General features: G+C 72.9%; 22 protein-coding genes. 16 read left to right on the forward strand and 6 right to left on the reverse strand.

The window, feature by feature from the left end; genetic code table 11:
• The first annotated feature begins 46 nt into the window (after window positions 1-46).
• The 14 genes from trpB (at window position 47) to LO763_RS13440 (ending at window position 14,078) form a co-directional block, all read left to right on the forward strand.
• On the forward strand, window positions 47-1,255 hold the full coding sequence (trpB, locus tag LO763_RS13375) for a tryptophan synthase subunit beta (RefSeq protein ID WP_230602885.1): 1,209 nt from the start codon (window positions 47-49) through the stop codon (window positions 1,253-1,255).
• Window positions 1,256-2,044 (forward strand): tryptophan synthase subunit alpha, encoded by a 789-nt coding sequence (gene trpA, locus LO763_RS13380; RefSeq protein WP_230602888.1) that lies wholly within the window; start codon window positions 1,256-1,258, stop codon window positions 2,042-2,044.
• A gap of 129 nt (window positions 2,045-2,173) precedes the next feature.
• Entirely contained in the window at window positions 2,174-3,190 is a 1,017-nt protein-coding gene (lgt, locus tag LO763_RS13385; RefSeq protein WP_230602894.1) for a prolipoprotein diacylglyceryl transferase, read from the forward strand.
• A 30-nt stretch (window positions 3,191-3,220) separates the two neighbouring features.
• Window positions 3,221-4,375, forward strand: coding sequence for an FAD-dependent oxidoreductase (locus LO763_RS13390; RefSeq protein WP_255672367.1), 1,155 nt, complete (start codon window positions 3,221-3,223; stop codon window positions 4,373-4,375).
• Window positions 4,376-4,581: 206 nt separating this feature from the next.
• On the forward strand, window positions 4,582-5,070 hold the full coding sequence (locus LO763_RS13395; RefSeq protein ID WP_230602897.1) for a GNAT family N-acetyltransferase: 489 nt from the start codon (window positions 4,582-4,584) through the stop codon (window positions 5,068-5,070).
• Between the two features lie 33 nt (window positions 5,071-5,103).
• Window positions 5,104-6,120 carry a hypothetical protein gene (locus LO763_RS13400; RefSeq protein WP_230602899.1) on the forward strand — a complete coding sequence of 339 codons (1,017 nt, stop codon included), beginning with the start codon at window positions 5,104-5,106 and terminating at the stop codon, window positions 6,118-6,120.
• A 39-nt stretch (window positions 6,121-6,159) separates the two neighbouring features.
• Window positions 6,160-7,137 (forward strand): NAD-dependent epimerase/dehydratase family protein, encoded by a 978-nt coding sequence (locus LO763_RS13405; RefSeq protein WP_230602902.1) that lies wholly within the window; start codon window positions 6,160-6,162, stop codon window positions 7,135-7,137.
• 19 nt (window positions 7,138-7,156) lie between these two features.
• Window positions 7,157-7,921: a WecB/TagA/CpsF family glycosyltransferase gene (locus LO763_RS13410; RefSeq protein WP_230602904.1), complete on the forward strand. Its 765-nt coding sequence runs from the start codon at window positions 7,157-7,159 to the stop codon at window positions 7,919-7,921.
• 226 nt (window positions 7,922-8,147) lie between these two features.
• Window positions 8,148-8,918 (forward strand): methyltransferase domain-containing protein, encoded by a 771-nt coding sequence (locus LO763_RS13415; protein WP_230602906.1) that lies wholly within the window; start codon window positions 8,148-8,150, stop codon window positions 8,916-8,918.
• An 84-nt stretch (window positions 8,919-9,002) separates the two neighbouring features.
• Window positions 9,003-10,151 carry a sensor histidine kinase gene (locus LO763_RS29835; RefSeq protein WP_230602908.1) on the forward strand — a complete coding sequence of 383 codons (1,149 nt, stop codon included), beginning with the start codon at window positions 9,003-9,005 and terminating at the stop codon, window positions 10,149-10,151.
• On the forward strand, window positions 10,148-10,810 hold the full coding sequence (locus tag LO763_RS13425; RefSeq protein WP_230602910.1) for a response regulator: 663 nt from the start codon (window positions 10,148-10,150) through the stop codon (window positions 10,808-10,810). The genes LO763_RS29835 and LO763_RS13425 overlap by 4 nt, the downstream gene beginning before the upstream one ends.
• A gap of 70 nt (window positions 10,811-10,880) precedes the next feature.
• Window positions 10,881-12,044 carry an alkaline phosphatase family protein gene (locus LO763_RS13430; RefSeq protein WP_230602912.1) on the forward strand — a complete coding sequence of 388 codons (1,164 nt, stop codon included), beginning with the start codon at window positions 10,881-10,883 and terminating at the stop codon, window positions 12,042-12,044.
• A 207-nt stretch (window positions 12,045-12,251) separates the two neighbouring features.
• Window positions 12,252-13,496, forward strand: coding sequence for a DNA polymerase IV (dinB, locus tag LO763_RS13435; RefSeq protein WP_230602918.1), 1,245 nt, complete (start codon window positions 12,252-12,254; stop codon window positions 13,494-13,496).
• Window positions 13,497-13,664: 168 nt separating this feature from the next.
• Window positions 13,665-14,078, forward strand: coding sequence for an SCO2097 family morphological protein (locus tag LO763_RS13440; protein ID WP_230602920.1), 414 nt, complete (start codon window positions 13,665-13,667; stop codon window positions 14,076-14,078).
• A 187-nt stretch (window positions 14,079-14,265) separates the two neighbouring features.
• Here the strand turns inward: LO763_RS13440 and LO763_RS13445 are convergent, their stop codons facing one another.
• Together LO763_RS13445 and lipA are read right to left on the reverse strand one after the other, a co-directional pair.
• Entirely contained in the window at window positions 14,266-14,961 is a 696-nt protein-coding gene (locus LO763_RS13445) for a DUF4191 family protein (RefSeq protein ID WP_230602922.1), read from the reverse strand.
• Between the two features lie 30 nt (window positions 14,962-14,991).
• Entirely contained in the window at window positions 14,992-15,900 is a 909-nt protein-coding gene (gene lipA, locus LO763_RS13450) for a lipoyl synthase (RefSeq protein ID WP_255672428.1), read from the reverse strand.
• A gap of 171 nt (window positions 15,901-16,071) precedes the next feature.
• On the opposite strand from lipA, the gene LO763_RS13455 reads away from it, so the two are divergent.
• Entirely contained in the window at window positions 16,072-16,908 is an 837-nt protein-coding gene (locus tag LO763_RS13455) for a phosphoribosylaminoimidazolesuccinocarboxamide synthase (protein ID WP_230602926.1), read from the forward strand.
• A 156-nt stretch (window positions 16,909-17,064) separates the two neighbouring features.
• On the opposite strand, the gene LO763_RS29840 is transcribed toward LO763_RS13455, so the two are convergent.
• Window positions 17,065-18,243, reverse strand: a complete 1,179-nt coding sequence (locus LO763_RS29840; protein ID WP_230602928.1) for a sensor histidine kinase — start codon at window positions 18,241-18,243, stop codon at window positions 17,065-17,067.
• A complete protein-coding gene (locus LO763_RS13465) occupies window positions 18,240-18,893 on the reverse strand; it encodes a response regulator (RefSeq protein WP_230602930.1) in 654 nt (217 codons plus the stop codon). Before LO763_RS13465 ends, LO763_RS29840 begins: the two co-directional genes overlap by 4 nt.
• A gap of 275 nt (window positions 18,894-19,168) precedes the next feature.
• Between LO763_RS13465 and asnB the strand changes: the two genes are divergently transcribed.
• A complete protein-coding gene (gene asnB, locus LO763_RS13470; RefSeq protein WP_230602932.1) occupies window positions 19,169-21,118 on the forward strand; it encodes an asparagine synthase (glutamine-hydrolyzing) in 1,950 nt (649 codons plus the stop codon).
• 100 nt (window positions 21,119-21,218) lie between these two features.
• On the opposite strand, the gene LO763_RS13475 is transcribed toward asnB, so the two are convergent.
• Together LO763_RS13475 and fabF are read right to left on the reverse strand one after the other, a co-directional pair.
• The gene (locus LO763_RS13475; RefSeq protein ID WP_230602934.1) at window positions 21,219-22,418 is read right to left on the reverse strand and encodes a DUF418 domain-containing protein; all 1,200 of its coding nucleotides are present in this window, start codon (window positions 22,416-22,418) and stop codon (window positions 21,219-21,221) included.
• A gap of 410 nt (window positions 22,419-22,828) precedes the next feature.
• Window positions 22,829-24,052 carry a beta-ketoacyl-ACP synthase II gene (fabF, locus tag LO763_RS13480; protein ID WP_255672432.1) on the reverse strand — a complete coding sequence of 408 codons (1,224 nt, stop codon included), beginning with the start codon at window positions 24,050-24,052 and terminating at the stop codon, window positions 22,829-22,831.
• Window positions 24,053-24,057: the final 5 nt, after the last annotated feature.

The following is a 24,057-nucleotide window of genomic DNA, read 5'->3' on the forward strand; positions in this document are numbered from 1 at the left end:
CGGCCCGCGACGCGCGCCGAGCGAGTCGAGAAGGGGAGCGACAACCGTGCCTAATCCAGATCCCGGCGGACACTGGGGCGAATTCGGGGGCCGCTTCGTCCCCGAGGCGCTCATCGCCGCGCTCGACGAGCTCGAGCGCGCCCACACCGAGGCCCTCGCCGACCCCGACTTCACCGCCGAGCTCGACGCGCTCGGCCGCGAGTACGGCAACCTGCCCTCGCCGCTGTACCTCGCCGAGCGCCTCTCCCAGGAGGCCGGCGTCGAGGTCTGGCTCAAACGCGAGGACCTCAACCACACCGGCGCGCACAAGATCCGCAACGTCCTCGGCCAGGCCCTGCTCACCAAGCGCATGGGCAAGCGCCGGATCATCGCCGAGACCGGCGCGGGCCAGCACGGCGTCGCCTCCGCCACCGCCGCCGCCTACTTCGGCCTCGAGTGCACCGTCTACATGGGCGAGGAGGACACCCGCCGCCAGGCGCTCAACGTCGCCCGCATGCGCCTGCTCGGCGCCGAGGTCGTCCCCGTGACCACCGGCTCGCGCACCCTCAAGGACGCGATGAACGAGGCCCTGCGCGAATGGGTCGCCACCGTCGACACCACCCACTACCTCATCGGCTCGGTCGGCGGCCCGCACCCGTTCCCGCAGCTCGTGCGCGACTACTGCCGCGGCATCGGCGACGAGGCCCGCGCCCAGTTCCTCGAGCGCACCGGGGCCCTCCCGGACGTCGTCGCCGCGTGCGTCGGCGGCGGCTCCAACGCCATGGGCATCTTCACCGCGTTCCTCGACGACGAGGACGTCAGGCTGTACGGCTTCGAGGCCGGCGGCGACGGCTACGACACCGGCCGCCACGCCGCCACCATCACCGCCGGGCAGATCGGCGTCCTCCACGGCGCCCGCACCTTCGTCCTCCAGGACGAGGACGGCCAGACCATCGAGTCCCACTCGATCTCGGCCGGCCTCGACTACCCCGGCGTCGGCCCCGAGCACGCCCACCTCGCCGCCACCGGCCGCGCCGCCTACGAACCGGTCGACGACGCCGAGGCCATGGCCGCCCTCGAGAAGCTCGCCCGCACCGAGGGCATCATCTGCGCCATCGAGTCCGCGCACGGCCTCGCCGGGGCGCTGCGCCTGGCCAAGTCCCTCCAGCCCGGCTCGCGCGTCCTGGTCAACCTGTCCGGGCGCGGCGACAAGGACATGGGCAACGTCGTCGAGTACTACGGCTTCGACGCCCCTGCGGACAAGGGAGACCACTAGATGCGCACCGCCGAAGCGTTCGCGAAGACCGGGGCCGAGGGCCGCGCGGCCCTCGTCGGCTACCTCCCGGCCGGGTTCCCGACCCTCGCCGACTCCATCAAGGCCGTCGACATCATGATCGACCACGGCGCCGACCTCATCGAACTGGGCCTGCCCTACTCCGACCCGGTCATGGACGGCCCCGCCATCCAGAAGGCCGCCGACCGCGCGCTCGCCGCCGGGTTCCGCACCCGGCAGGTCTTCGAGGTCACCGAGGCCGTCGCCGGGCGCGTCCCGATCCTCGTCATGACCTACTGGAACCTCGTCGAACGCTACGGGGTCGACCGCTTCGCGGCCGACTTCGCCGCCGCGGGCGGGGCCGGGCTCATCACCCCCGACCTCATCCCCGACGAGGCCGCGGAGTGGATCGCCGCCTCCGACGCGCACGACCTCGACCGGGTCTTCCTGGTCGCCCCCTCCTCCACCGAGGAGCGCATCGCCTCCACCGTCGCCGCCTGCCGCGGCTTCGTGTACGCCCAGTCCGTCATGGGCGTCACCGGCGCCCGCGCCGCCACCTCCGCCGCCGCCCCCGAACTGGTGCGCCGCACCAGGGCCCACACGGACCTGCCGATCGGCGTCGGCCTCGGCGTCCGCTCGGGCGACCAGGCCGCCGAGATCGGCGCCTACGGCGACGCGGTCATCGTCGGCTCCGCGATCGTGAACTGCTACCTCGACGCCGAGGACGTCCCGACCGGCCACCAGCGCCTCGCCGAGCTCACCGCCGACCTCGCCGCGGGCGTCCGCCGCTGACACCGGACCCAGACCGCGGGCCCCGCTCCACTCGGGACCCGCGGTCCCGCTCCGTCCCTCCGCCGCCGCGCCCCGCCCCGCTCGGGCCCGCGCCCCGCCCGGCTTCCCCACCCGATAGGTTTATTCGTCGTGGACCTCGCTTACATTCCCAGCCCCGAGGATGCCGTCTGGCACCTGGGCCCCGTCCCGATCCGCGCCTACGCGCTGTGCCTCCTCGCCGGCATCGTCGCGGCCTGCTGGATCGCCGAGGCGCGCATGCGCTCCCGGGGCGCCCCCAAGTGGGCCGTGCTCGACCTCGCCGTGTGGGCGGTGCCGTTCGGCATCGTCGGCGCCCGCCTCTACCACGTCTTCACCAGCCCCGACGCCTACTTCGGCGAGAACGGCGACCCCTGGCGGATCCTCGAGGTGTGGAACGGCGGCCTCGGCATCCCCGGCGCCGTCGCCCTGGGCGCCGTCGGCGTGTGGCTCGGCTGCCGCCAGCTGAAGCTGCCGTTCGGGATGGTCGCCGACGCGATCGTCCCCGGCATCCCCGTCGCGCAGGCCATCGGCCGCCTCGGCAACTGGTTCAACCAGGAGCTGTACGGCAAGCCCCTGGACGCGTGGTGGGCCGTCGCCATCGACGAGGCCCACCGCGTCTCCGGCTACCGCGAGTTCGCCACGTTCCACCCCACGTTCCTGTACGAGGCGGTGTGGAACCTCGGCGTCGCCCTCGTCGTCCTCCTCGCCGACCGCAAGGCGAAGTTCGGCGCCGGCCGCGCCGTCGCCCTCTACGTCGCCCTCTACGGCATCGGCCGGTTCTGGATCGAGGGCCTGCGCATCGACCCCGCCGAGGCCTTCGCCGGCCTGCGCCTCAACCAGTGGACGAGCGTCATCATCGTCGTCCTCGCCGTCGTCTACCTCCTGCGCGCCCGCGGCACCCGCCAGGTCTTCGTCCTCGAGGGCGGCGAGCGCGTCGCCGTCGACTGGGACTCCGCGCCCGCCCGCGACGCCGGCTACGTCGACGGCGCCCTCCCCAAGGGCGTCGAGCTCGCCGAGACCGAACCCGACACCGAACCCGACGCCGAGCACGCCCGGCCCGAGGAGGACGGCGTCGCCGACGAGCCCTCCGACGGGGCCGACGCGGGCAAGCCCCGCAGCGACAGCTGACCGCCACCGCTTCCCCCCGGGCAGGTGCAGATGCATAACCGTAGAGCCGTAGTCGTGGGCGCCGGCGTCGCCGGGCTCGCCAGCGCGATCGTGCTGTCGAAGCTCGGCTGGCGGGTGGCGCTCCTGGAGCGGCGCGAACGCCTCAAGGGCGACGACCTCGGCATGGTCCTGTGGGCCTCGGGGGTGCGCGCCCTGCGCGCCCTCGGCGTCGACGCCACCCTCGACGCCGCCGGCACCCCCGTGGACCACTTCGAGATCCGAAACGAGGAGCGGCTGTCGAGCTCGTTCTCGGCGGCCCGCCTCGGCGCCGACGACGGCACCCCGTCCGTGATGGTCCACAACGCGATGCTCTACGAGGCGCTCGTGTCCCGCCTGGGCGACGGCGTCGAGGTCTACCCCGCGACCCAGGTCGACCGGATCGACCTGGTCGACCTGGCCGCCGGGGACGCCTCCCGCCGCTGGGACGCCGAACTGGTCGTCGCCGCCGACGGCGTCGACTCCCCGACCCGCCCGCTCATCGCCCCCGGCGCGCCCACCGTGGACGCCGGGGTCGTCGTCTTCCGCGGCATCATCCCCGCCCACCGCGCCCCCGAGCGCGTCGCCGACGCCGTGGAGATCTACGGCCCCGACCGCCGGCGCTTCGGCTACGGCGACCTCGGCCACGCCGGGGCCTGCTGGTGGGCGACCGTGCCCGGCGGGATGCGCCCCGAGTCCCCGCAGATCCAGCACGAGCTCATCAACCGCTGGTTCGCCGACTGGCCCCCGCCCGTGGGCAAGTTCATCGCCGCCACCCGCCCCTCGGAGCTGACCCAGCAGCCCGTCCGGTACGTGTGGCCGCTGCCGCACCAGCTCCACCAGCCCGTCGGCCGCGGCGGCCTGGTCCTCATGGGCGACGCCGCCCACGGCGTCGCGCCGATCCTCGCGCAGGGCGGGAGCCTCGCCCTCGAGGACGCCGTCACCCTCGGCTGGGCCCTGCGGCGCACCCCCGAGTCGGTCCCCGAGGCGCTCGCCTCCTACGACCGGGCCCGCGCGCCCCGCATCAAACGCGTCGCGCGCATCTCGCGCCGCGTCCACACCATCGCCTCCGGCGGGCGCGGGGTCACCAAGAGCCTCCTGCGGGCCGTCCCCGACTCGTGGGTCCAGAACCAGGCCGCGTCCCTGTCCGACTGGCAGCCGCCCCGCTGAACCGCCCTACCGGGCCCTCCGGGGACCCGGTCCCCGGGAACCCGGGGCGACCCGGGCCGCCCGCCGTTCGAACGGCGCGGTGTCGGACCCCGCGGGCACCATTGCGAACCGGGGGCCCGACCCGAGGCCCCCGCGGACTGCCGCGGTGCCCGCCGTCAGCGGCCGCCGCTGGCGCCGGCCGCGTCCGCCGGATACCATCTCGCCCCATGCAGATCCGCGACGCCCGCGACGCCGACTGGCCCGCCATGTGGGCCTTCATGCGACCGATCATCGAAGCCGCCGAGACCTACCCGTGGCCGCCCGACACCACCGAGGCGTGGACCCGCGCCTACTGGATGGAGCGCCCCGCGCCCGCCTCGCGGCTCGTCGCCGAGCTCGAGGGCCGCGTCGCCGGGACCGTCGAGATCCACCCGAACCTGCCCGGCCAGGGCGCCCACGTCGCCAACGCCGGCTTCATGGTCGACCCCGCGTTCGGGGGCCGCGGCGTCGGACGGGCCCTCGGCGAGGCCGCCCTCGCCCGCGCCAAGGCCGACGGCTTCCACGCCATGCAGTTCAACGCCGTCGTCGCCACCAACACGCGCGCCGTCAGGCTCTGGCACGCCCTCGGCATGCGCACCCTCGCGCTCATCCCCGGCGGCTTCCGCCACCCGAGCGAAGGCCCGGTCGACATGCACCTCATGTTCCGGGAGCTGTGAACCTCGCCGCGCCTGTGTAGCATCGGGACCGCTATGAACGAACTGCGCGAGTCCATCCTCGCCGTGGGCCTGGCCGACCCCGAAGCGGCCGTCTCCGTCCACGCGCTCCTCGGCTCCGACCCCGTCCTCCTGGGCCAGGCCGGCGACCTGCCCCGCACCCGCGCCGCGGTCCCCGGCTGGGTCAAGGCCAACTTCCTCCACCCCGACGGCCCCTTCCTGGAGCGCTTCGCCGGCGGCGTCGCCGCCGCGCTCGGCGAGGAGCCCGACGAACGCGTCGACAAGGTCCTCGCCACCGCCACCACCCGGCCCCGCACCCGCTACGACCTGCGCGCCCAGACCGGCCTGCCCGAGGCCGAACTGGACGCCCTCCTGCCGGACCTCGCCGACGCCGGGCTCCTGCGCGCCGACCCCAACCCCCTCGAGCCCGACGCGCCCTTCTGGACCGTCGACGACCGGTTCGCGCGGTTCCACTACGCGATGATCCACCAGCACCTGCCGCGCTGGCGGCGCGGCTACATCACCGACAAGCTGTGGCACCTCACCAAGGCCCGCTTCGACCGGTACGTCTGCCGCCCCGAGTTCAACCGCCTCGCCCGCGAATGGGCCCTCAACGACCCGGCCGCCGCCGCGACCACCCGCATCGCCGTCCCCGACCCGCGCTTCCGGCAGCTGCGCTCCCTCGAGATCGCCGCCTGGGACGAGCAGGGCGCACCGGTCGCCCTCGGCACCGTCCGCTGGCGCTTCCAGATGGTCGAACGCCAGCTCAAGCGCCTGCGCTACGTCAAGCGGCTCCTCGGCGACCCGCCCGCGCGGCTGTACTGCGTCGCCCCCCGCGTCGACGCGGCCATCGCCGACGACCCCGACCCGGACCTGTTCGTCGTCGGCCCCGCGCAGCTCCTGCGCCGCGGCGCCGACGAACCGCAGGAGCCCCGCGAACCGGCGGCGACCGCATCCGAACCGCCGCCCGAGCCGGCGCCCGAATCCGCACCCGAGGGTGACTTACGACCTATTTCCCGGCTGGTGGGCGCCCGAACCGTGCGGGTAGGCTGAGTGCCTGTTTCCCCGTACCCGAAATCCTGAGGAGAGACGATGGCGGCAAGCGTGGACGCGGTGGTGGCGGGAGCCGGCGGCTTCATCGGCGGGCACCTGGTGGCGAGCCTCCTCGCCGAGGGCAAGACCGTGCGCGCCGTCGACGTGAAGCCCCTCGACGAGTGGTACCAGGTCCACGGCGGGACCGAGAACCTCCAGCGCGACCTCGCCGACCTCGCCAACTGCCGCGAAGCGGTCGGCGACGGCGCCGCCGAGGTCTACAACCTCGCCTGCAACATGGGCGGCATGGGCTTCATCGAGAACAACAAGGCCCTGTGCATGCTCTCGGTCCTGCCCTCCACGCACATGCTCATGGCCGCGAAGGACGCCGAGGTCGGCCGCTTCTTCTACTCCTCCTCGGCGTGCGTCTACGCCGGCTACAAGCAGACCGAGGCGAACATCGCCCCGCTCAAGGAGGAGGACGCCTACCCCGCCGACGCCGAGGACGGCTACGGCTGGGAGAAGCTGTTCTCCGAGCGCATGTGCCGCCACTTCCGCGAGGACTTCGGGCTCCAGACCCGCATCGCCCGCTACCACAACATCTACGGCCCCGAGGGCACCTGGGACGGCGGCCGCGAGAAGGCCCCCGCCGCCACCTGCCGCAAGATCGCCCTCGCCGCCCTCAAGGGCGAGAAGGAGGTCGAGATCTGGGGCGACGGCGAGCAGACCCGCTCCTTCACCTACATCGACGACTGCGTCCAGGGCACCAAGATGTTCACCCGCGGCGACGTCACCGAGCCGCTCAACCTCGGCTCCTCCGAGCTGACGACCATCAACAACCTGTACTACCTGGTCGCCGACATCGCCGGGATCGACATCGAGCTCAAGCACATCGACGGCCCCCTGGGCGTGCGCGGCCGCAACTCGGACAACACGCTCATCCAGAAGTACTACGGCTGGGAGCCCTCGATCTCGCTGCGCGACGGCATGGCGAAGACCTACGAGTGGGTCTACGACCAGGTCAAGGCCACCCTCTAACCGGTACAGGCAGCCTCTGATGGCCGACCCCAGGCTCCGCCGCGTCGACGTCCTCGGCGTCGGCGTCTCCACGATCAACCAGGCGATGGCGCTCGCCGAGGTCACCCGCTGGGTCGACGCGGGCGAGCGCCGCTACGTGTGCGTCACCGGCGTGCACGGCGTCATGGAGTCGCAGCGCGACCCCGAGCTCCTCGCGATCCACAACGCCTCCGGGCTGACCACCCCCGACGGCATGCCGATGGTGTGGGCCGGGCAGAAGGCCGGGGCCGAGTGGATGGACCGCGTCTACGGCCCCGACCTCATGCTCAACGTCCTGCGCCGGGCGGCCGAACGCGGCTGGTCCTCGTTCCTCTACGGCGGCAAGGACGGCGTGCCCGAGCTGCTCGCCGAGAAGCTCGCCGAGCGCATCCCGGGCGTGAAGATCGCCGGGACGTACTCGCCGCCGTTCCGCCCCCTCACCGAGGAGGAGGACGCCGCGATCGTCAAGCGCATCAACGACTCCGGCGCCCAACTGGTGTGGGTGGGCCTGTCGACGCCCAAGCAGGAGCGGTGGATGGCCGCGCACCGCGACCGGCTCGACGCCCCCGCGCTGTTCGGCGTCGGCGCCGCCTTCGACTTCCACGCCGGGCTCGTCCCGCAGGCCCCGCCGTGGATGCAGCGCAACGGCCTCGAATGGCTCTACCGGCTCACCAAGGAGCCCAGGCGGCTGTGGCGCCGCTACTTCCAGAACAACCCGGCGTACCTGCGCCAGATCCGCAAGCGCCCCCCGTTCCTGCGCGACTAGCGGTTCCGTCCACACCCCTTCAACGGCACCACCGCCCGGCCCGCCTCGCGTCCGAGGCGGGCCGCGCGGCCGTGCCGGACCCGTGAGGCCGGATGGCGACCGGGGGCCCGCCGATGTCCGATTCGCCGGGACCCTCCGCTCGCATTCGCGGCCGGACCCCCGCGCCGACCGGCCCCGACGCCCTCCCTGCGTACCGATACGTGGGATCACCGCTAGGCTGTGCCGCATGGTCGACATTCCCAAAGAGAGCGCCGAGACGCGGCGCCACCCCCGCATCGCCGTCGTGTGGTCCGTCCTGTCGGCCGAGATCGAGCGCTTCGCCGCCGGCACCGGCGCCACCATGCGCATCCTCGACGTCGGCGGCGGCTCCGGCGGGTTCGCCGTCCCCCTGGCCGAACTCGGCCACGACGTCACCGTGGTCGAGCCCAGCGCCAACGCCCTCGCCTCCCTGCGCCAGCGGGCGGCCGACGCGGGCGTCACCGACCGGGTCGAGGCCGTGCAGGCCGACGCCGACGAACTCCTCGACGTCGCCGACCCCGGCAGCGCCGACCTGGTGCTGTGCCACTCCGTGCTCGAGATGGTCGACTACCCCGACACGGCCCTCGACATGCTCGCGAAGGTCTGCGCGCCCGGCGGCGCCGTGAGCATCCTCGTCGCCAACCGCATCGCCGCCGTCCTCGGCAAGGCCCTCTCCGGCCAGTTCGGGACCGCCCTGGACCTCCTCGTCCACGTCGACGGCGTCAACGAGGGCCGCGACACCATCAAGCGCCGCTTCGAGACCGCGACCCTCACCGCCCTCGTCGGCGGCTCCGGCCTGGTCACCGAGCAGGTCCACGGCGTCGGCGTCGTCAGCGACCTCGTCCCGTCCCCGGCCGCCCAGGCCGAGACCGGCACCGGCGAGGCCCTGCGCGAGTTCGAGCTCGCCACCGCCTCCCGCGTCCCCTTCCGGGACATGGCCACCCACATCCACCTCCTGGCCCGCAGGCCCATGCGCTGACCGGCCGCCTACGCCCAGGCGCGTAGACGCGACTACGCCCCCGCGTCTACGCCGCCCGGGGCCGCCGGACCGTAGCCTGGAGCCGTGACCACGCCGACCGCCGCCCGGACCAGGCTCCCGGCCCTCGCCTTCGACCTCGGGCTCGCCCTCCTGCTCGGGCTGCTCACGTGCGGCATGACCGTCGGCGCCGACCCGCACCACGACCCCGGCCGGACCGCGTTCGCCCTCATCGGGCTCGCCGCCGCGTTCCTCGCCGTGCGCCGCCGCCGGCCCGAGATCGCCCTCGCGGGCACCACCGCGGTCCTCTACCTGTACCTCTACCTCGGCCTCCCCGAAGGCCCCGTCTACCTGCTCCCGGCCGTCGCCGTCTTCTTCCACGCCTTCGCCAGGCCCCTCAAGACCGCGCTCATCGCCCTCGCGGTCCTGTTCGCCGCCACCACCGCCTACCACGCCCTCGTCCTCGGCGACCCCGCCGACCTCCTGGTCAGCGCCAGCTTCACCCTCGTCTGGCTCGGCGTCCCCGCCGCCGGGGGCCGCATCGCCCGCGAGGCCCGCCACGCCCGCGACCGCGCCCGCGAGGCCGAACGCGAACGCCACCGCGCCGACGAGCGCGTCCAGATGGCCCGCGAGATCCACGACGTGGTCGGCCACAGCCTCGCCGTGGTCAGCATGAACGCCGGCGTCGCCCTCCACGTGCTCGCCAAGCGGCCCGACGTCCCGCCCGAGGCCGTCGAGAACCTCCAGGCGATCCGCGACGCCTCGAACCGCGCCCTCCAGGACCTGCGCGCCACCCTCGCGCCCCTGCGCCGGGGCCACCAGCTCGAACTGCGCCCGACCGGCGCCATCGCCGACATACCGTCCCTCGTGGACGGCGTCCGCAAAGGCGGGCTCGCCGTCGAGTGCACCGTCTCGGGCGACCCCGGCGCCGTGCCCGCCGGCATCGCCGCCACCGTCTACCGCGTCGTCCAGGAGTCGCTGACCAACGTCATCCGCCACGCCGAGGCCACCGGGGCCCGCGTCCGGATCGACTGCCGGCCCGACCGCGTCGCCGTCAGCGTCGAGGACGACGGCCGCGGCGGCCCCGTCGACCCCGACCGGATGGGCCAGGGCATCACCGGGATGATGGAGCGGGTCCGCGCCGCCGGCGGCGCCTTCAGCGCCGCCCCCGCACCCGGCGGCGGGTTCGCCGTCGAAGCCGACCTTCCCTACGGCCGCCAGAAGGAACGCGCATGATCGACCTCGTCATCGCCGACGACCAGAGCCTCATCAGGATGGCCCTGCGCAACCTCTTCAAGAACGAGGACGACATCCGCCTCGTCGCCGAGGCCGAGGACGGCACCGCCGCCTGGGAGCTCATCCGGCGCCTCAGGCCCGACGTCGCCCTCCTCGACATCCGCATGCCCGGCATCGACGGCCTCGAACTGCTGCGCCGCATCGCCCGCGACGCCGACCTGGCCGCCACCCGCGTCGTCATGATCACGACCTTCGAGATCGACGAGTACATCTTCGACGCGCTCTCCAGCGGCGCCGCCGGGTTCGTCATGAAGGACGCGCCCCCCGAGGACCTGCTGCGGGCGGTGCGCCTCGCCGCCGCCGGCGACTCGCTCCTGAGCCCCGACGTCACCCGCAAGGTGATCGCCGCCTACGCCGAGCGCGGCACCGGCCCCGGCCGACCGCACCCGCGCCTCGCCGACCTGACCGAACGCGAACTGGAGATCCTCCGATGGGTCGCGACCGGCCTGCCGAACGGCGAGATCGGCGAGCGCCTGTTCATCAGCCCCGCCACCGTCCGCACCCACGTGGGCAGGCTCCTGTCGAAACTCGCCGCCCGCGACCGGGCCGGCCTGGTCGCCATCGCCTACCGCTCGGGACTCGACGTCCCCGAAGTCTGACGACCCGCACCTCGTGCCGCATCGGCCCGTGCCGTGGCCGAACCGACACGGGACCGGCTAGCCTCGGGCCATGCCTTCGAGCCCGCACCTGGCCGCGCTCCCGCCCGCCTACGACACCGGCACCCTCGCCGATGTCATGCCCACCGCCCTTGCGGCCCTAGGCGTCAGGCCACCGCACGGCGGCACCGTCCTGCGCGGGGCCGAACTCGACGGCGTCCGCCGCGTCGCCGTCCTCCTCCTCGACGGCTTCGGCTACCACCTCCTGGGCCAGGCCGCCCAGGCCAGCGCCACCATCGGCGCCCTCCACCACGGCGAGCTCGGCACCCTCACCCCCATCACCGCCACCGTGCCCTCCTCGACCCCGATCAGCCTCGCCTCCCTGGCCTGCGGCGCCCCGCCCGGCGTCCACGGCATCATCGGCTTCACCGTCCGCGTCCCCGACACCGGCGACCTGGTCACCCACATCCGCTGGGAGGGCGCCCCCGACCCCGAGACGTGGCAGCCCGAGCCCACCGCGTTCGAGGCGGCCGCGGCCGACGGCGTCGCCTGCACCGTCGTCACCAGCGGCGCCTTCCGCCGCACCGGCCTGACCCGCGCGATCTACCGCGGCGCCGACTGGCTCCCGGCCGCCAGCCCCCGCGAGGTCGCCGAAGGCGCGGTCGCCGCGCTCGCGCGCGGCGACCGCAGCCTCGTCTACGCCTACCTGCCGGACGTCGACACCGCCGGGCACTTCCACGGGATCGGCTCCCCCGAATGGCTCGAGGCCGTCGCCGAGGTCGCCGAGGCCATCGACGGCATCCTCACGGGCCTGCCGAAGGACGCGGCCCTCATGGTCACCGCCGACCACGGCATGGTGAACGTCACCGACCGCCTGCACGTGGACCAGCGGCCCGACCTCGCGCAGGGCGTCGAGGCGATCGCGGGGGACGGGCGGATGCGGTACCTGTACGCGGCGCCGGGCGCCCTGGAGGACGTGCGGCAGGCGTGGACCGAGGCCGTCGGCGGCCGGGCCGAGCTCATCGACCGCGATGAGGCGGTCGACCGCGGCTGGTTCGGCCCGAAGGTCGCCGAGTCGAGCCGCGAGCGCATCGGCGACCTGGTGGTGGCCTGCAAGGGCACGTTCGCGATCGTCGGCGTCGAAGGGGAGCCGCCGCACGTGGCCAGGCTCATCGGCCAGCACGGCGGGCTCACGGCCGCCGAGATGGCCGTCCCGCTCTGGTCCTACCGCCGGTAGGGCCGGACCGGCGGCGCCTGCGCGGCGACCGGGCGGCAGGCGCGCAGCACCGAGGCCCCCGGGACCGCTGGGGAAAGGCCCCCGATCTCCATGGTGCCCGAGGGGTGCGACAAAACCGCCGACACCGTTCGAGTGAGCCCGATCGCAGGCGATTCCGGGCGCCCGCCGCGGCCCCTCCGTGTCGGACCCTCCCGTTAGGCTTCTGGCGTGGCCAGCGAGCACGACCGCTACATCGGTCCTGATTTGCCCGATGAAGACCTCCATGTCCTCCATGTGGACATGGACGCGTTCTTCGCATCCGTGGAGATCGCCCGGAACCCCGCGCTGCGCGGCAAGCCCGTGATCGTCGCCGGACTCGGGCCCCGCGGCGTCGTCGCCGCGGCCTCCTACGAGGCCCGCAGGTACGGCGTCCACTCGGCCCTGCCCACCGCCGTCGCCCGCCGCCGCTGCCCGCACGGGGTGTACATCACCCCCACGGTCTCCTACCGGGAGGTCTCGCGCGAGGTCATGGCGATCTTCCGCGAGTTCACCCCGCACGTCCAGCCCATCTCGGTCGACGAGGCGTTCCTCGACGTCGCGGGCGCCCGCCGCCTCATCGGCTCGCCCGTCCAGATCGCCACGGCCATCCGCGAACGCGTCCGCGCCGAGCACGGCATCACCTGCACCGTCGGCATCGCCTCCACCAAATTCCTCGCGAAACTCGCCTCCGAGGCCTCCAAACCCGACGGCCTCGGCGTCGTCCCCGTCGCCACCGAGCTCGAGTTCCTCCACCCGCTCCCCGTCCGCGCCGTCTGGGGCATCGGCGAGAAGACCGCCGAGAAGCTCACCCGCCTGGGACTGCGCACCGTCGGCGACCTCGCCCGCCTCGACGTCGACAGCCTCGCCGCCTCGGTCGGCACCGCCGGCGCCGAGCACCTGTACGCGCTCGCGCGGAACATCGACCCGCGGCCGGTCCGGCCCGAGCGGGTCGAGAAGTCCATCAGCGGCGAGACCACGTTCGACCGGGACGCCCCCGACGGGGCGGTGTGGGGGCCGGTGCTCCTGGAGCTGTCGCGCAAGGTCGCCTCGCGGGCCCGCGCGGCCGGCTGGGCCGGCCGCGGCGTCACCGTGAAGATCCGGTTCGGCGACTTCCGCACGATCACGCGCTCGCGCCGCCTCACCGCCCCCACCGACGTGGGACATGAGATCTACGCCGCCGCAAGGGACCTCGCGGACGCGGCCGCGACCGCGCCGGTGCGGCTCATCGGCGTGCGGCTCGACCACCTCGTGGAGGCCGCCGCGGCGGGCCGGCAGGTCGCGCTCGGCGAACCCGAGCACGGGTGGCGCGACATCGAGACGGTGATGGACCGGGCGAGCGAGAAGTTCGGCAAAGGGGCCGTGCGCTCGGCCGGCCGGCTCGAGCGCCGTGACTCGCGTGTAGACACCCGCGGATCGGGGAACACCGAGCGTTGAGCGCACCCGCGCTCGGGAGTTTCCGCCAGTAGAGCCGACAGGGCCAGAACGGACCGATTCAAGGACGAACTGCCTTCCGCCTCGGGCGAAAGCCTCGTAGACTTGGATGCGAACCACTGAGGCCGCCGTCTGGCAGGGGCCTCGCAGACCTAGCGCAGGAGGAGTGTCGTGCCGCTCTCCGACCACGAACAACGCCTGTTCGAGCAAATCGAGCAGTCCTTGTCCGAAGACCCGCAGTTCGCCTCTGCCGTGCGCGCCCAGGACCCGGCGCACGTGACCCGGAGGCGGCTGATCCTGGCCGGCATCGTCACGGTCATCGGCATCGGGGCCGTCATCGGCACCGTGATCGCCGGCGGCGAGGTCGCCCAGTGGGGCGCCCCGATCGGCGCCGTGTTCATGTTCGGCGGCCTGATCCTGGGCCTGTGGGCCCAGCGCCGCGGCACGAATGTGAAGCTGAAGGCGGTCGACGGCAAGGCGACCCGCACCACGGGAGGCCCCTCGAAGAGCGCCAAGCCCGGCGGCTTCACCTCCCGCATGGAGGAGCGGTGGCGCCGGCGCCGTGACAACGGCGACATCTTCTGACCCTGGACCGCACCCCTCACCTGCGACACCGAGACCGACGGGCCGCGCCGCAAGGCGGGCCCGTTTCGCGTGCCCGGGGGAGCGGGGAGCGACCGGAGGGCAGGGGCGGGCGCTTGGAGGCGGCGTTCGCAGCGCCCCCGTTCAACCAGGGTGCCCCGGGGATCCGACATTTCCGCGTTTCGTCGCTTCAGCGGCCGCGCAGTGCCGCGCGCCGCGCGGCCTTGCCCGCGTTCGCGCTCGTCGGCATCGGCCCCTTCGGGATCGCCATGCCGATGCCCAGCGCGTCCAGGCGCTTGGCGATGTGGTTGGCGGCCTTCGAGTCGATGTTCTTCGGCAGCTTCATGAGGCGCTTGCGCACCTCCGTCACCGAGAAGTCGTCGTTCGCGGTCTCGCCGACCAGGAACGTGTACACCGGGGTCGACCCGACCACCCGCGAGATCCGCTTCTTCTCCTGCCCGAGGAGCTTGCGGACCTTGCCGCCGCCCTCGCCCAGGAGCACCACCCCGGCCTTGCCGACCGCGCGGTGGACCATCTGCGTCTCCGACAGGGCCGCCACGCCCGGCGTGACCTGCCATCCGCGGATGCCGTCGATGAGCGCGTACGCCGCGCCCGGCTTCCCGACGGCCTCCTTGTTCACCACCTTGCTGGTGCGCATGTTGAGCACGATCAGACCCGCCAGCAATGCCACGAACAGGGCGCTGATGTACCACAGCAGCGAGAACCGGGCGAACACGACCAGGGCGGTCACGATCACGAACGGCAGCAGGATGGCGGCGGCCTCGAGAGGCAGGAACAGCTTGTCCCGCTGGTTCGTGAACTTGATGGCCATGCCGATGGTCTTCAGGCGTGACCCGAACGTCTCTTTCTCCTGCTGCTTTGCCATGAGTTCGATTCTAGTGTGCGTTCCGCGCCCTCAAGCGGGGGCTGCGGCACGCGCCTCGACCGCCTGCCGGTACAGGCGCCCGGCCCGGTACGAGGAGCGCACGAGCGGGCCGCTCATGACCCCCGCGAAGCCGATCTCCTCGGCCTCGGCCGACAGCTCCACGAACTCCTCGGGCTTGACCCACCGGTCGACAGGGTGGTGGCGCTTGGTCGGGCGCAGGTACTGGGTGATGGTGATGAGCTCGCACCCGGCCGCGTGCAGGTCCTTCAGGGCCTGCGAGATCTCCTCGCGGGTCTCGCCCATGCCGAGGATCAGGTTCGACTTGGTGACCAGGCCGTCCTCGCGGGCCTTGGTGATCACCTCGAGGGACCGCTCGTAGCGGAACGCGGGCCGGATCCGCTTGAAGATGCGCGGCACGGTCTCGACGTTGTGCGCGAGCACCTCGGGGCGGGACGAGAAGACCTCGGCGAGCTGCTCGGGGACCGCGTTGAAGTCCGGGATGAGCAGCTCGACGCCGCAGCCGGGGATCGCCTCGTGGATCCGGCGGACGGTCTCGGCGTAGAGCCACGCGCCGCCGTCGTCCAGGTCGTCGCGGGCGACGCCGGTGACGGTGGCGTACTTCAGGCCCATGGTCTTGACCGACTCGGCGACCTTCATCGGCTCCAGCTTGTCGAGCGGTCCGGGCTTGCCGGTGTCGATCTGGCAGAAGTCGCACCGTCGCGTGCACTGGGAGCCGCCGATGAGGAACGTCGCCTCGCGGTCCTCCCAGCACTCGTAGATGTTCGGGCATCCGGCTTCTTGGCAGACCGTGTGCAGGCCCTCGCTCTTGACCAGGCCCCGCAGTTCGGTGTACTCGGGGCCGGTCTTGGCCTTGACCTTGATCCAGGAGGGTTTCTTCTCGATCGGGGTCTGGGCGTTGCGCACTTCGAGGCGCAGCATCCGGCGTCCTTCAGGCTGTACGGAAGTCACCGGCCCAGCCTACGCCGCGAGGCCGCGGCGCGGCAGGTGTCGCTCGGCACAGCCGCGCCGCGGAGCAGACGTAGGATGACGATCCCGCTGGTCTAATGGGCGCAGCTCTAATGGGCGCAGCGCACGAGCAGGGGAGCAGCAGTGGAACTCATTCACCGTGGCAAGGTCCGCGACGTCTACGCCGACGGGGACGACCTGGTCCTGGTCGCCTCCAACCGCGTCAGCGTCTTCGACGTCGTGCTGCCCACCGAGATCCCCGAGAAGGGCGCCCTGCTCACCGCGCTCAGCCTGTGGTGGTTCGAGCGGCTCGCCGACCTCGTCCCCAACCACGTCGTCTCCGCCGAGGACGTGCCCGCCGAGTTCGCCGGCCGCGCCGTGCGCGTGCGCCGCCTCGACATGGTCCCGGTCGAGGCCGTCGTCCGCGGCTACCTCACCGGCTCGGGCCTCGCCGACTACCGGGCCACCGGCGCCGTCTGCGGCATCGCCCTCCCCGAGGGCCTCGAGGACGGCTCGCGCCTGCCCGAGCCGATCTTCACCCCGACCACGAAGGCCGCCGTCGGCGACCACGACGAGCCCATCGAGTTCGCGCAGGTCGTCGCGACCGTCGGCCCCGACCTCGCCGAGCGGGTCCGCGACCTGACCATGGCCGTCTACCGCCGCGGCGCCGAGATCGCGCTCGAACGCGGCATCATCATCGCCGACACCAAGCTCGAGTTCGGCGTCGACTCCGGCGGCGTGCTGCGCCTCGCCGACGAGGTCCTCACCTCGGACTCCTCGCGCTTCTGGGACGCCGAGGGCTGGAAGCCCGGCCAGACCCAGCCGTCGTTCGACAAGCAGTTCGTGCGCGACTGGGCCAAGTCCACCGGCTGGAGGCCCGACGGCGCCGCCGCGGCGCCCGAGATCCCCGCACCGATCGTCGACGCCACCCGCGCCCGCTACATCGAGGCCTACGAGCTGCTCACCGGCCGCAGCTGGTGACGCCCCGGCGCCCGCGGCCCCAGCCGCTCCCGCGCGGGCGGCGACCCGGTCCGGCCGGGCCCGCGTGCGCGGCACCGGCCGGTCCCTCGCCGGCGACGAGCCCTCCCCGTCCCGCCGAACGGCCGCACCGATCCGGCGAGCGCGCCGCCCGCCGGGTCACCGCTTGCCGCTCACCCGCGGGACCCACATCCGCACCGCCCAGCCGCCCTCCGGCGTCGGCCCCGCGCTGAACCGCCCGCCCAGCAGCTCCGCGCGCTGCCGCAGCCCCAGCAGGCCGTGCCGCGAACCCGGCAGCTCCAGCACCGGCCGCGACCCGGCCTCGTTCTCGATGGCGACGCTCGCCCCCTGGCCCCGGTTGGTCACCGACACCGTCACCGGCGCCTCCGGGGCGTGCTTGCGGGCGTTCGTGAGCGCCTCCTGCACGGTCCGGTAGATCGCCCGCTGGGCCGCCGGGTCGAGCCCCACGATCCGCTCCACCCGCAGCTCGACGTCGATCCCGCTGCCCGAGACCAGCCCGTCCAGCTGCTCCAGGGTCGGCTGCGGCGTCAACTCGGTCTCGCGCGTGCCCGAGGCCCGCAGCACCTGCACCATGTGCCGCAGCTCCTCCAGCGTGGTCACGCTCAGGCGCCGGATGGTCGAGGCGGCCGTGCGGCTCTCCTCGTCCTTCGCCTGGACCTGCAACGCCCCGGCCTGCACCGCGATGAGGCTGACCTGGTGGGCGACCACGTCGTGCATCTCCCGCGCCAGCTGGGCCCGCTCGGCGGACAGGGCCTGCTGGGTCAGCAGCACCTGCTCGTGCTCCCGGGCCTCCTCGATCTCCGCGATCCGGTCGGTCAGGTCCTGCCGGGCCCGCTGGCTGTAGCCGAAGATCGCGGGGACCGCCGCCATGACCGTGTAGGAGAGCACCAGCCGCAGGAAGGGCTCGACGGGCGTGACATGGAAGTGCAGCTGGTCCAGGGCCTCGTCGAGCGGCAGCCGCCACGGGCCCAGGAACAGGTGGTAGAGCTGCGTTCCCTGGAGGACGAAGCACACCGCCAGCATCGCCGTGGCGAGCAGCGGCGGCCACATGCGCCGCGACTGGCGGGTGAGCGTGTACAGCGCGATCATCGACGCGACCTTCTCGAACACCATGAACGCCGCCGGCAGCGTGATCAGGAAGACCAGGAACGGCCACCGCCTGCGGAACACCAGGACCGCGACGCCGATGACCGCGAACGTCGCGACCGGCTGGTTGGCGATGTCGATGACGAACAGGAGGTGGGCGACCGCCAGGACCATGGCCCCGGCGTCCCAGGCCCACTGCGGCACCCGCTCCAACCGGTCCGACCAGATCACTCGCCGTCCCTCTTGAGCAGGCCCGCGTCGTGCGCGGCCAGCGCCGCCTGCACCCGGTTGGACACCTGGAGCTTGGTGAGGATCGAGCTGACGTGGTCCTTGACCGTGCCCAGCCCCAGGAACAGCTCCGCCGAGATCTCCCCGTTCGACTTGCCCTCGGCCAGCAGCAGCAGGATCTGGAGCTCCCGCTCGGTGAGCCGCTCGACCCGCGGGTTCGGCCTGTTCCCGGCCGAGCGCTCCAGGTACCCGGCCACGACCGCCCGCGTGACCTTCGCCGAGAGCACCGCGCCCTCGGTCACCAGCGCCCTCACCTGGTAGGCCAGGTGCTCGGGCTCGGTGTCCTTGAGCAGGAACCCGGCCGCGCCCAGGCGCAGCGCCTCGTGCACGTACTCGTCGGTGTCGAACGTGGTCAGCGCGGCGGTGATCGGCGGATGCGAGAGGTTCTTGAGCCGCTTGAGGACCGTGAGCCCGTCGACGTCCGGCATCCGGATGTCCAGGAGCACCACGTCCGGGCGCAGGGACAGGACGCGGTCCATGGCGTCGGCGCCGGAGACGGCGTCCACGACCTCGATGTCCGCCGCCGCGCTCAGGATGTGGGTGAACCCCGAGCGGATGAGGGCCTCGTCGTCGACGATCAGCACTCGGATCACGTGGACCTCCAGGTGGCCTATTCGTTATATGAGGGCCCATCATCCATGCTCGCCCCCGACCGGCCGACCGGGGGGTCGACAGGCATCCGATCGGCGGGTGTGCGACCCCGACCGACGGCAGTGAGATTCAGGACCATCGGTGGCCCCAGGGCTAGTCCATCGGTCCTTTTCGGAGAGGGACCTCCACCGGACCGGTTCCGGCGGTTCGAGGGAGGCGGGGCCGCCCCGCGCACGCGAGGCTTGACTCCCACCCGAACCACGCCCCTGGAGGCACCATGTGCGGCTTCACCGTCCGCGCCGGAACGAGCGCCGGGTCCGACGCCGAGCGGTTCGCCGCGTCTCTGGAGCTCCTGGCCCACCGCGGCCCCGACGAGACCGCCGTCCACGCCTCCGGCGAGCGCGTCCTCATGGGCTTCAAGCGCCTCGCCGTCGTCGACCTCGAAGGCTCCCACCAGCCGATGCGCCGCGGCGACGACGTCGACCCCGAGCGCTACGCCATCGTCTTCAACGGCGAGATCTACAACTACCTCGAACTGCGGGAGGAGCTCTCCCGCGTCCACGGCGAGACCTTCACGACCGAGGGCGACACCGAGGTCCTCCTCGCCGGCTACCGGCACTGGGGCCCCGACGTCCTCCACCGCCTCCGCGGCATGTTCGCGTTCGTCGTCCACGACCGCGTCGCCGACCTGCTCTTCGCCGCCCGTGACCCCTTCGGGATCAAACCCCTCTACTGGACCCAGTGGGACGGCGGCACCTGGCTCTCCAGCGAGAAGAAGGCCCTCCCCGGCCTGTCCCACCCCGACCTCGTCGACCCCGACCAGGCCGCCCACTACGCCACCTTCCAGTACGTGCCCGAGCCCGCGACCCTCCACCGGCACGTCCACCGCCTCGAAGCCGGCCACTTCGCGCTCTTCCGGCCCGGCGACAAGCCCCGTCAGCAGCGCTACTTCCAGCCGATGTTCCGGCCCCGCCCCGTCGACGACGCCGACCGCCTCGGCGCCGAGATCCTCGCCGCCCTGCGCGACTCCGTGCGCGTCCACATGCGCTCGGACGTGCCGGTCGGGGCGCTCCTGTCCAGCGGCATCGACTCCACGGCGGTCGTCGCCCTGGCCCGCGAGATCAACCCGGCGCTCCTGACGTTCACCGCCCAGTTCACCGACCCGGGGCTGTACGACGAGCTCGAGGTGGCCGCCGCCTCCGCCGCCGCCCTCGGGGTGCGCAGCATCGCCGCGCCCGTCTCGGTCGAGGACGTCATGGCCGAGCTGCCCAGGATCATCTGGTACCTCGACGACCCGGTCGCCGACCCGGCCCTGGTGCCGCTGTACTTCGTGACGAAGAAGGCCGCCGAGCACGTCACGGTCGCCCTCGGCGGCGAAGGCGCCGACGAGCTGTTCGGCGGCTACACGATCTACCGCGAACCGCACTCCCTGCGCCGCCTCGAAGCCCTCCCCGGATCCGCGAAGGGCCTGCTGCGCAAGGCCTCCGCGGCCCTCCCCGACGGCGTCAAGGGCAAGAGCTTCCTCGAGCGGGGGACCGCCGAGCTCCAGGAGCGGTTCGTCGGCAACGCGAAGATCTTCACCGGCGAGGACAAGCGGCGCCTGCTCCACCGCGAGGTCGCCTCCTTCCGGGAGGTCACCGACCCGTTCTGGGAGGAGACGGCGCACCTCGACCCGACCACGCGCATGCAGTACCTGGACCTGAACACCTGGATGAAGGGCGACATCCTCGTCAAGGCCGACCGCATGTCCATGGCGCACAGCCTGGAGCTGCGGGTGCCGTTCCTCGACCGCGCCGTGTGGGAGGTCGCCTCCCGCGTCCCGGTCGAGCACCGGCTGCGCGGCGCGCAGACGAAGACCGCGCTGCGCCGGGCCGTCGCCGGCATCGTCCCGCCCACCATCGTCGAACGCCCCAAGCTCGGGTTCCCGACCCCGCACCGGCAGTGGCTGGCCGGGCCCATGTTCGACTGGGCCGACCACGTCATGGCCACCGTCGGCTGCGGGCACCTGCTCGACCTCCAGTACGCGCGCGGGCTGCTGCACGCCCACCGGGCCGGGGAGGCCGACAACGCCCGCAAGGTGTGGGCGGTCATGGCCTTCTGCCTCTGGTACGGCCAGCTCGAGCGCCCGCCCGCCGGCGTCGAACTCGTCCGCCCGCCCCGCATTGCACAGGCCCCGGCACCGGTCCCGGGACCGGGCCCGGCCGCGCACGACCTCGCCACCGCCTGAGCGGTTCCGGAGACGCCGCCGGGGCCCGTGCCGATCCGACGGACCCCGGCGCGGACGCGGCGACGCCCCCGCACCGAAGGCGCGGGGGCGTCCGCCGACGTCAGGCCCTGCGGGGCCCGTAGGTGAGCCGGCGCAGCAGGACCTCGAAGGGCCCGCGCCTCCCGGCCCTGTCGAGCATGACCGCGATCCCGACCGTGACCAGCCAGGTCCCGAACGCGACGCCGAACGCCGCCAGGTAGCCCATGTCCTCGCCGAGGCCGAAGCCCCAGGCGGTGAGCAGCGGGGCCATGATGATCGACTGGAGCAGGTACGACGTCAGCGACCGCTCGCCGACCGCCGCGAGCGCGCCGGGCACGCCGCGGCGCCCGAACCGCCGCAGCCGGTGCGCCAGGAGCGCGAACCCGCAGATGTAGCCGAGCCCGGCGTACATGCCGCCCAGGAGCGTCAGGTAGATCGAGGAGACGTACGGGACCGTCGACGGCTCCCACGTGCCGAGCGCGACGAGCGCGTACGGCAGCGAGCTGAGCACGTTCACGGCCATGCCGGTGACGAAGACGCGCTTCAGCCCCGGCAGGTGCCGCTCGGGGTGGTCGATCCAGCCCGAGCGCTGGAGCACCATGCCGGCCGCGACGAGCGGCAGGAACATGGCCAGGAAGACGCTCACGAGCATGACGGTGATCGAGGCGGACGCGCCCATGATCATCTGCTCGGCGTAGAGCGGCAGGTCGCCCATGGCGGGCGGGGCGCTGCCGCCGCTGTAGGCGTAGGCCAGGAGCGGGAGCCCGATGAGGACGAGGTAGAGCGAGGAGCCCCACAGCCACTTCTTGAGCGCCTGGTCCGAGAGGTGCACGAAGAACAGGGCGATGAGGCCGGTGATGCCGTAGGGGGCGAGGATGTCGCCGAAGAACAGGAACGTCGCGTGCAGGAAGCCGAAGGCGACGAGCCACCAGGAGCGGCGGCGCAGGACCTTGCGGACGCCCTTGGGGTCCATGCCGCGCGCGAACATGCGCGAGGCCATGACCGCGATGCCGAAGCCGTACAGGATCGCGAACATCGGCCGGGAGCGCTCGGCGATGACGAGCTGCTCGATGAACAGCGCGATGTGGTCGGCGGTCGACTGCCCGGTGTTGTGGTTGTACTGGTCGGTGGTCATGCCCCACAGGTGGATGGGGACGTTGGCGAGGGCGATGAAGAGCAGCATCCCGCCCCGCGCGATGTCGGGGGCGAGGGAGCGCTCGGCCTTCGTGATGGACGCGGGCGCGCCCGGCGGGCGGGCCGCCTGCTGCGTGGCCGTGGACATGAGGGGACTCCTCTGCGGTGATGAGCGGGTTCTGGTGGTTTCCGCCCTCAGTGTAGGCAGTTTCGGCACTTTCCACGGTGACGCCGACTCCCGATGAGCGCACCCGCCCGTGGTGCCGTCCGACTCGTTCCGAGGGAGGATCACGTTCGGAAGGACGTCGTACCCCGGGGGTATTTTTAAGCCAGGGGTCCCTCTTGTGTCCGTTTTATGGTAGACGCGCCGAGGCGCTCCGTGAACCTCCCGAAACGACGAAGGGCCCCACCGCTTTGCGGTGGGGCCCCTCGAACGTCTTCGTCCTGCTCCGGTTACGCCTTCGTACTGCGCTTCAGGTCCACTCCGGCTACGCCTTCGTGCTGTCCTTCACGTTCACTCCGGCTACGCCTTCGTGCTGCGCTTCAGGTCCACTCCGGCTACGCCTTCGTGAACAGCAACGCCGCATTGTGGCCGCCGAAGCCGAACGCCGTGTTGAGCGCGGCGTTCAACTCGACCTTGCGGGCCTCGTTCGCGGCCACGTCCAGGTCCAGGGCCGGGTCGGGGTTCTCCAGGTTGATCGTCGGCGGGATGACCCCCTCGACGATCGCCAGGATCGCCGCGATCGACTCGACCGCGCCCGCCCCGCCGAGCAGGTGCCCGGTCATGGACTTGGTCGCGGTGAGCACCACGTGGTCGCCGACCTCGCGCTTGATGCCCTTGACCTCCGCCATGTCGCCGACCGGCGTGGAGGTGGCGTGGGCGTTGACGTGTCCGATCTCCTTCGGGTCGATGCCGGCCTGCCGGATCGCCGCCGCCATCGCCCGGCCGCCGCCCTCGCACTCCGGCTGGGGCTGCACGATGTCGAACCCGTCGGAGGTCAGGCCCGAACCGGCCACGACCGCGTAGATCCTCGCCCCGCGCGCCTCGGCGTGCTCGCGGCGTTCCAGGATCAGCGCGCCCGCGCCCTCGCCCATGACGAACCCGTCGCGGTCGCGGTCCCAGGGCCGGGAGGCGTGCTCGGGGTCGTCGTTGCGGGTCGACATGGCCTTCATCGAGGAGAACCCGGCCATCGGCAGGCCGCCGATGACCGCCTCGGCGCCGCCCGCGACGACCACGTCGGCGCGGCCGACGCGGATCATGTCGGCGGCCCAGGAGATCGCCTCGGCGGAGGTGGCGCACGCGCTGGTGGGGGCGTGCACGCCGGCCTTGGCGTGGAACTCCAGGCCCACGACGGCCGCGGGGCCGTTGGGCATGAGCATGGGGACGGTGAACGGGGAGACCCGCCGGGCGCCCTTCTCCTCCAGGATGTCGTCCTGTTCGAGCAGTGTGAGCGCCCCGCCGATCCCGGAGCCGAAGACGACGCCGAGCCGTTCCGTGTCGAGGTCGTCGCTCAGCCCCGCGTCGTCCCACGCCTGCTGAGCCGCGACCAGCGCGATCTGCTCGGAGCGGTCGAGGCGGCGCAGCCGGACCCGAGGCAGCACCTCGGAGGGCTCCACCGCCAGCTCGGCGGCGATACGGCAGGGGAGTTCCCGCGCCCACTCGTGCTCGAGCAGGTGCACGCCCGACCGTCCGGCCACGAGTGCCTCCCAGGTCGACGCCACGTCCCCGCCGAGGGGAGTGGTCGCGCCGAGCCCGGTCACGACTACCTCAGTCACATTCAGCCCTT

It is taken from the genome of Glycomyces amatae (genome assembly GCF_020991375.1).
In the GTDB taxonomy this organism is placed as follows: domain Bacteria; phylum Actinomycetota; class Actinomycetes; order Mycobacteriales; family Micromonosporaceae; genus Glycomyces; species Glycomyces amatae.

Bases quoted from the DNA above. Each gene is read 5' to 3' on its own strand.
- trpA (WP_230602888.1), top strand. From the start codon at position 1,256: ATGCGCACCGCCGAAGCGTTCGCGAAGACCGGGGCCGAGGGCCGCGCG.
- LO763_RS13390 (WP_255672367.1), top strand. From the start codon at position 3,221: ATGCATAACCGTAGAGCCGTAGTCGTGGGCGCCGGCGTCGCCGGGCTC.
- LO763_RS13395 (WP_230602897.1), top strand. From the start codon at position 4,582: ATGCAGATCCGCGACGCCCGCGACGCCGACTGGCCCGCCATGTGGGCC.
- LO763_RS13400 (WP_230602899.1), top strand. From the start codon at position 5,104: ATGAACGAACTGCGCGAGTCCATCCTCGCCGTGGGCCTGGCCGACCCC.
- LO763_RS13405 (WP_230602902.1), top strand. From the start codon at position 6,160: ATGGCGGCAAGCGTGGACGCGGTGGTGGCGGGAGCCGGCGGCTTCATC.
- LO763_RS13410 (WP_230602904.1), top strand. From the start codon at position 7,157: ATGGCCGACCCCAGGCTCCGCCGCGTCGACGTCCTCGGCGTCGGCGTC.
- LO763_RS13415 (WP_230602906.1), top strand. From the start codon at position 8,148: ATGGTCGACATTCCCAAAGAGAGCGCCGAGACGCGGCGCCACCCCCGC.
- LO763_RS13425 (WP_230602910.1), top strand. From the start codon at position 10,148: ATGATCGACCTCGTCATCGCCGACGACCAGAGCCTCATCAGGATGGCC.
- LO763_RS13430 (WP_230602912.1), top strand. From the start codon at position 10,881: ATGCCTTCGAGCCCGCACCTGGCCGCGCTCCCGCCCGCCTACGACACC.
- LO763_RS13445 (WP_230602922.1), bottom strand. From the start codon at position 14,961: ATGGCAAAGCAGCAGGAGAAAGAGACGTTCGGGTCACGCCTGAAGACC.
- lipA (WP_255672428.1), bottom strand. From the start codon at position 15,900: ATGCTGCGCCTCGAAGTGCGCAACGCCCAGACCCCGATCGAGAAGAAA.
- asnB (WP_230602932.1), top strand. From the start codon at position 19,169: ATGTGCGGCTTCACCGTCCGCGCCGGAACGAGCGCCGGGTCCGACGCC.
- LO763_RS13475 (WP_230602934.1), bottom strand. From the start codon at position 22,418: ATGTCCACGGCCACGCAGCAGGCGGCCCGCCCGCCGGGCGCGCCCGCG.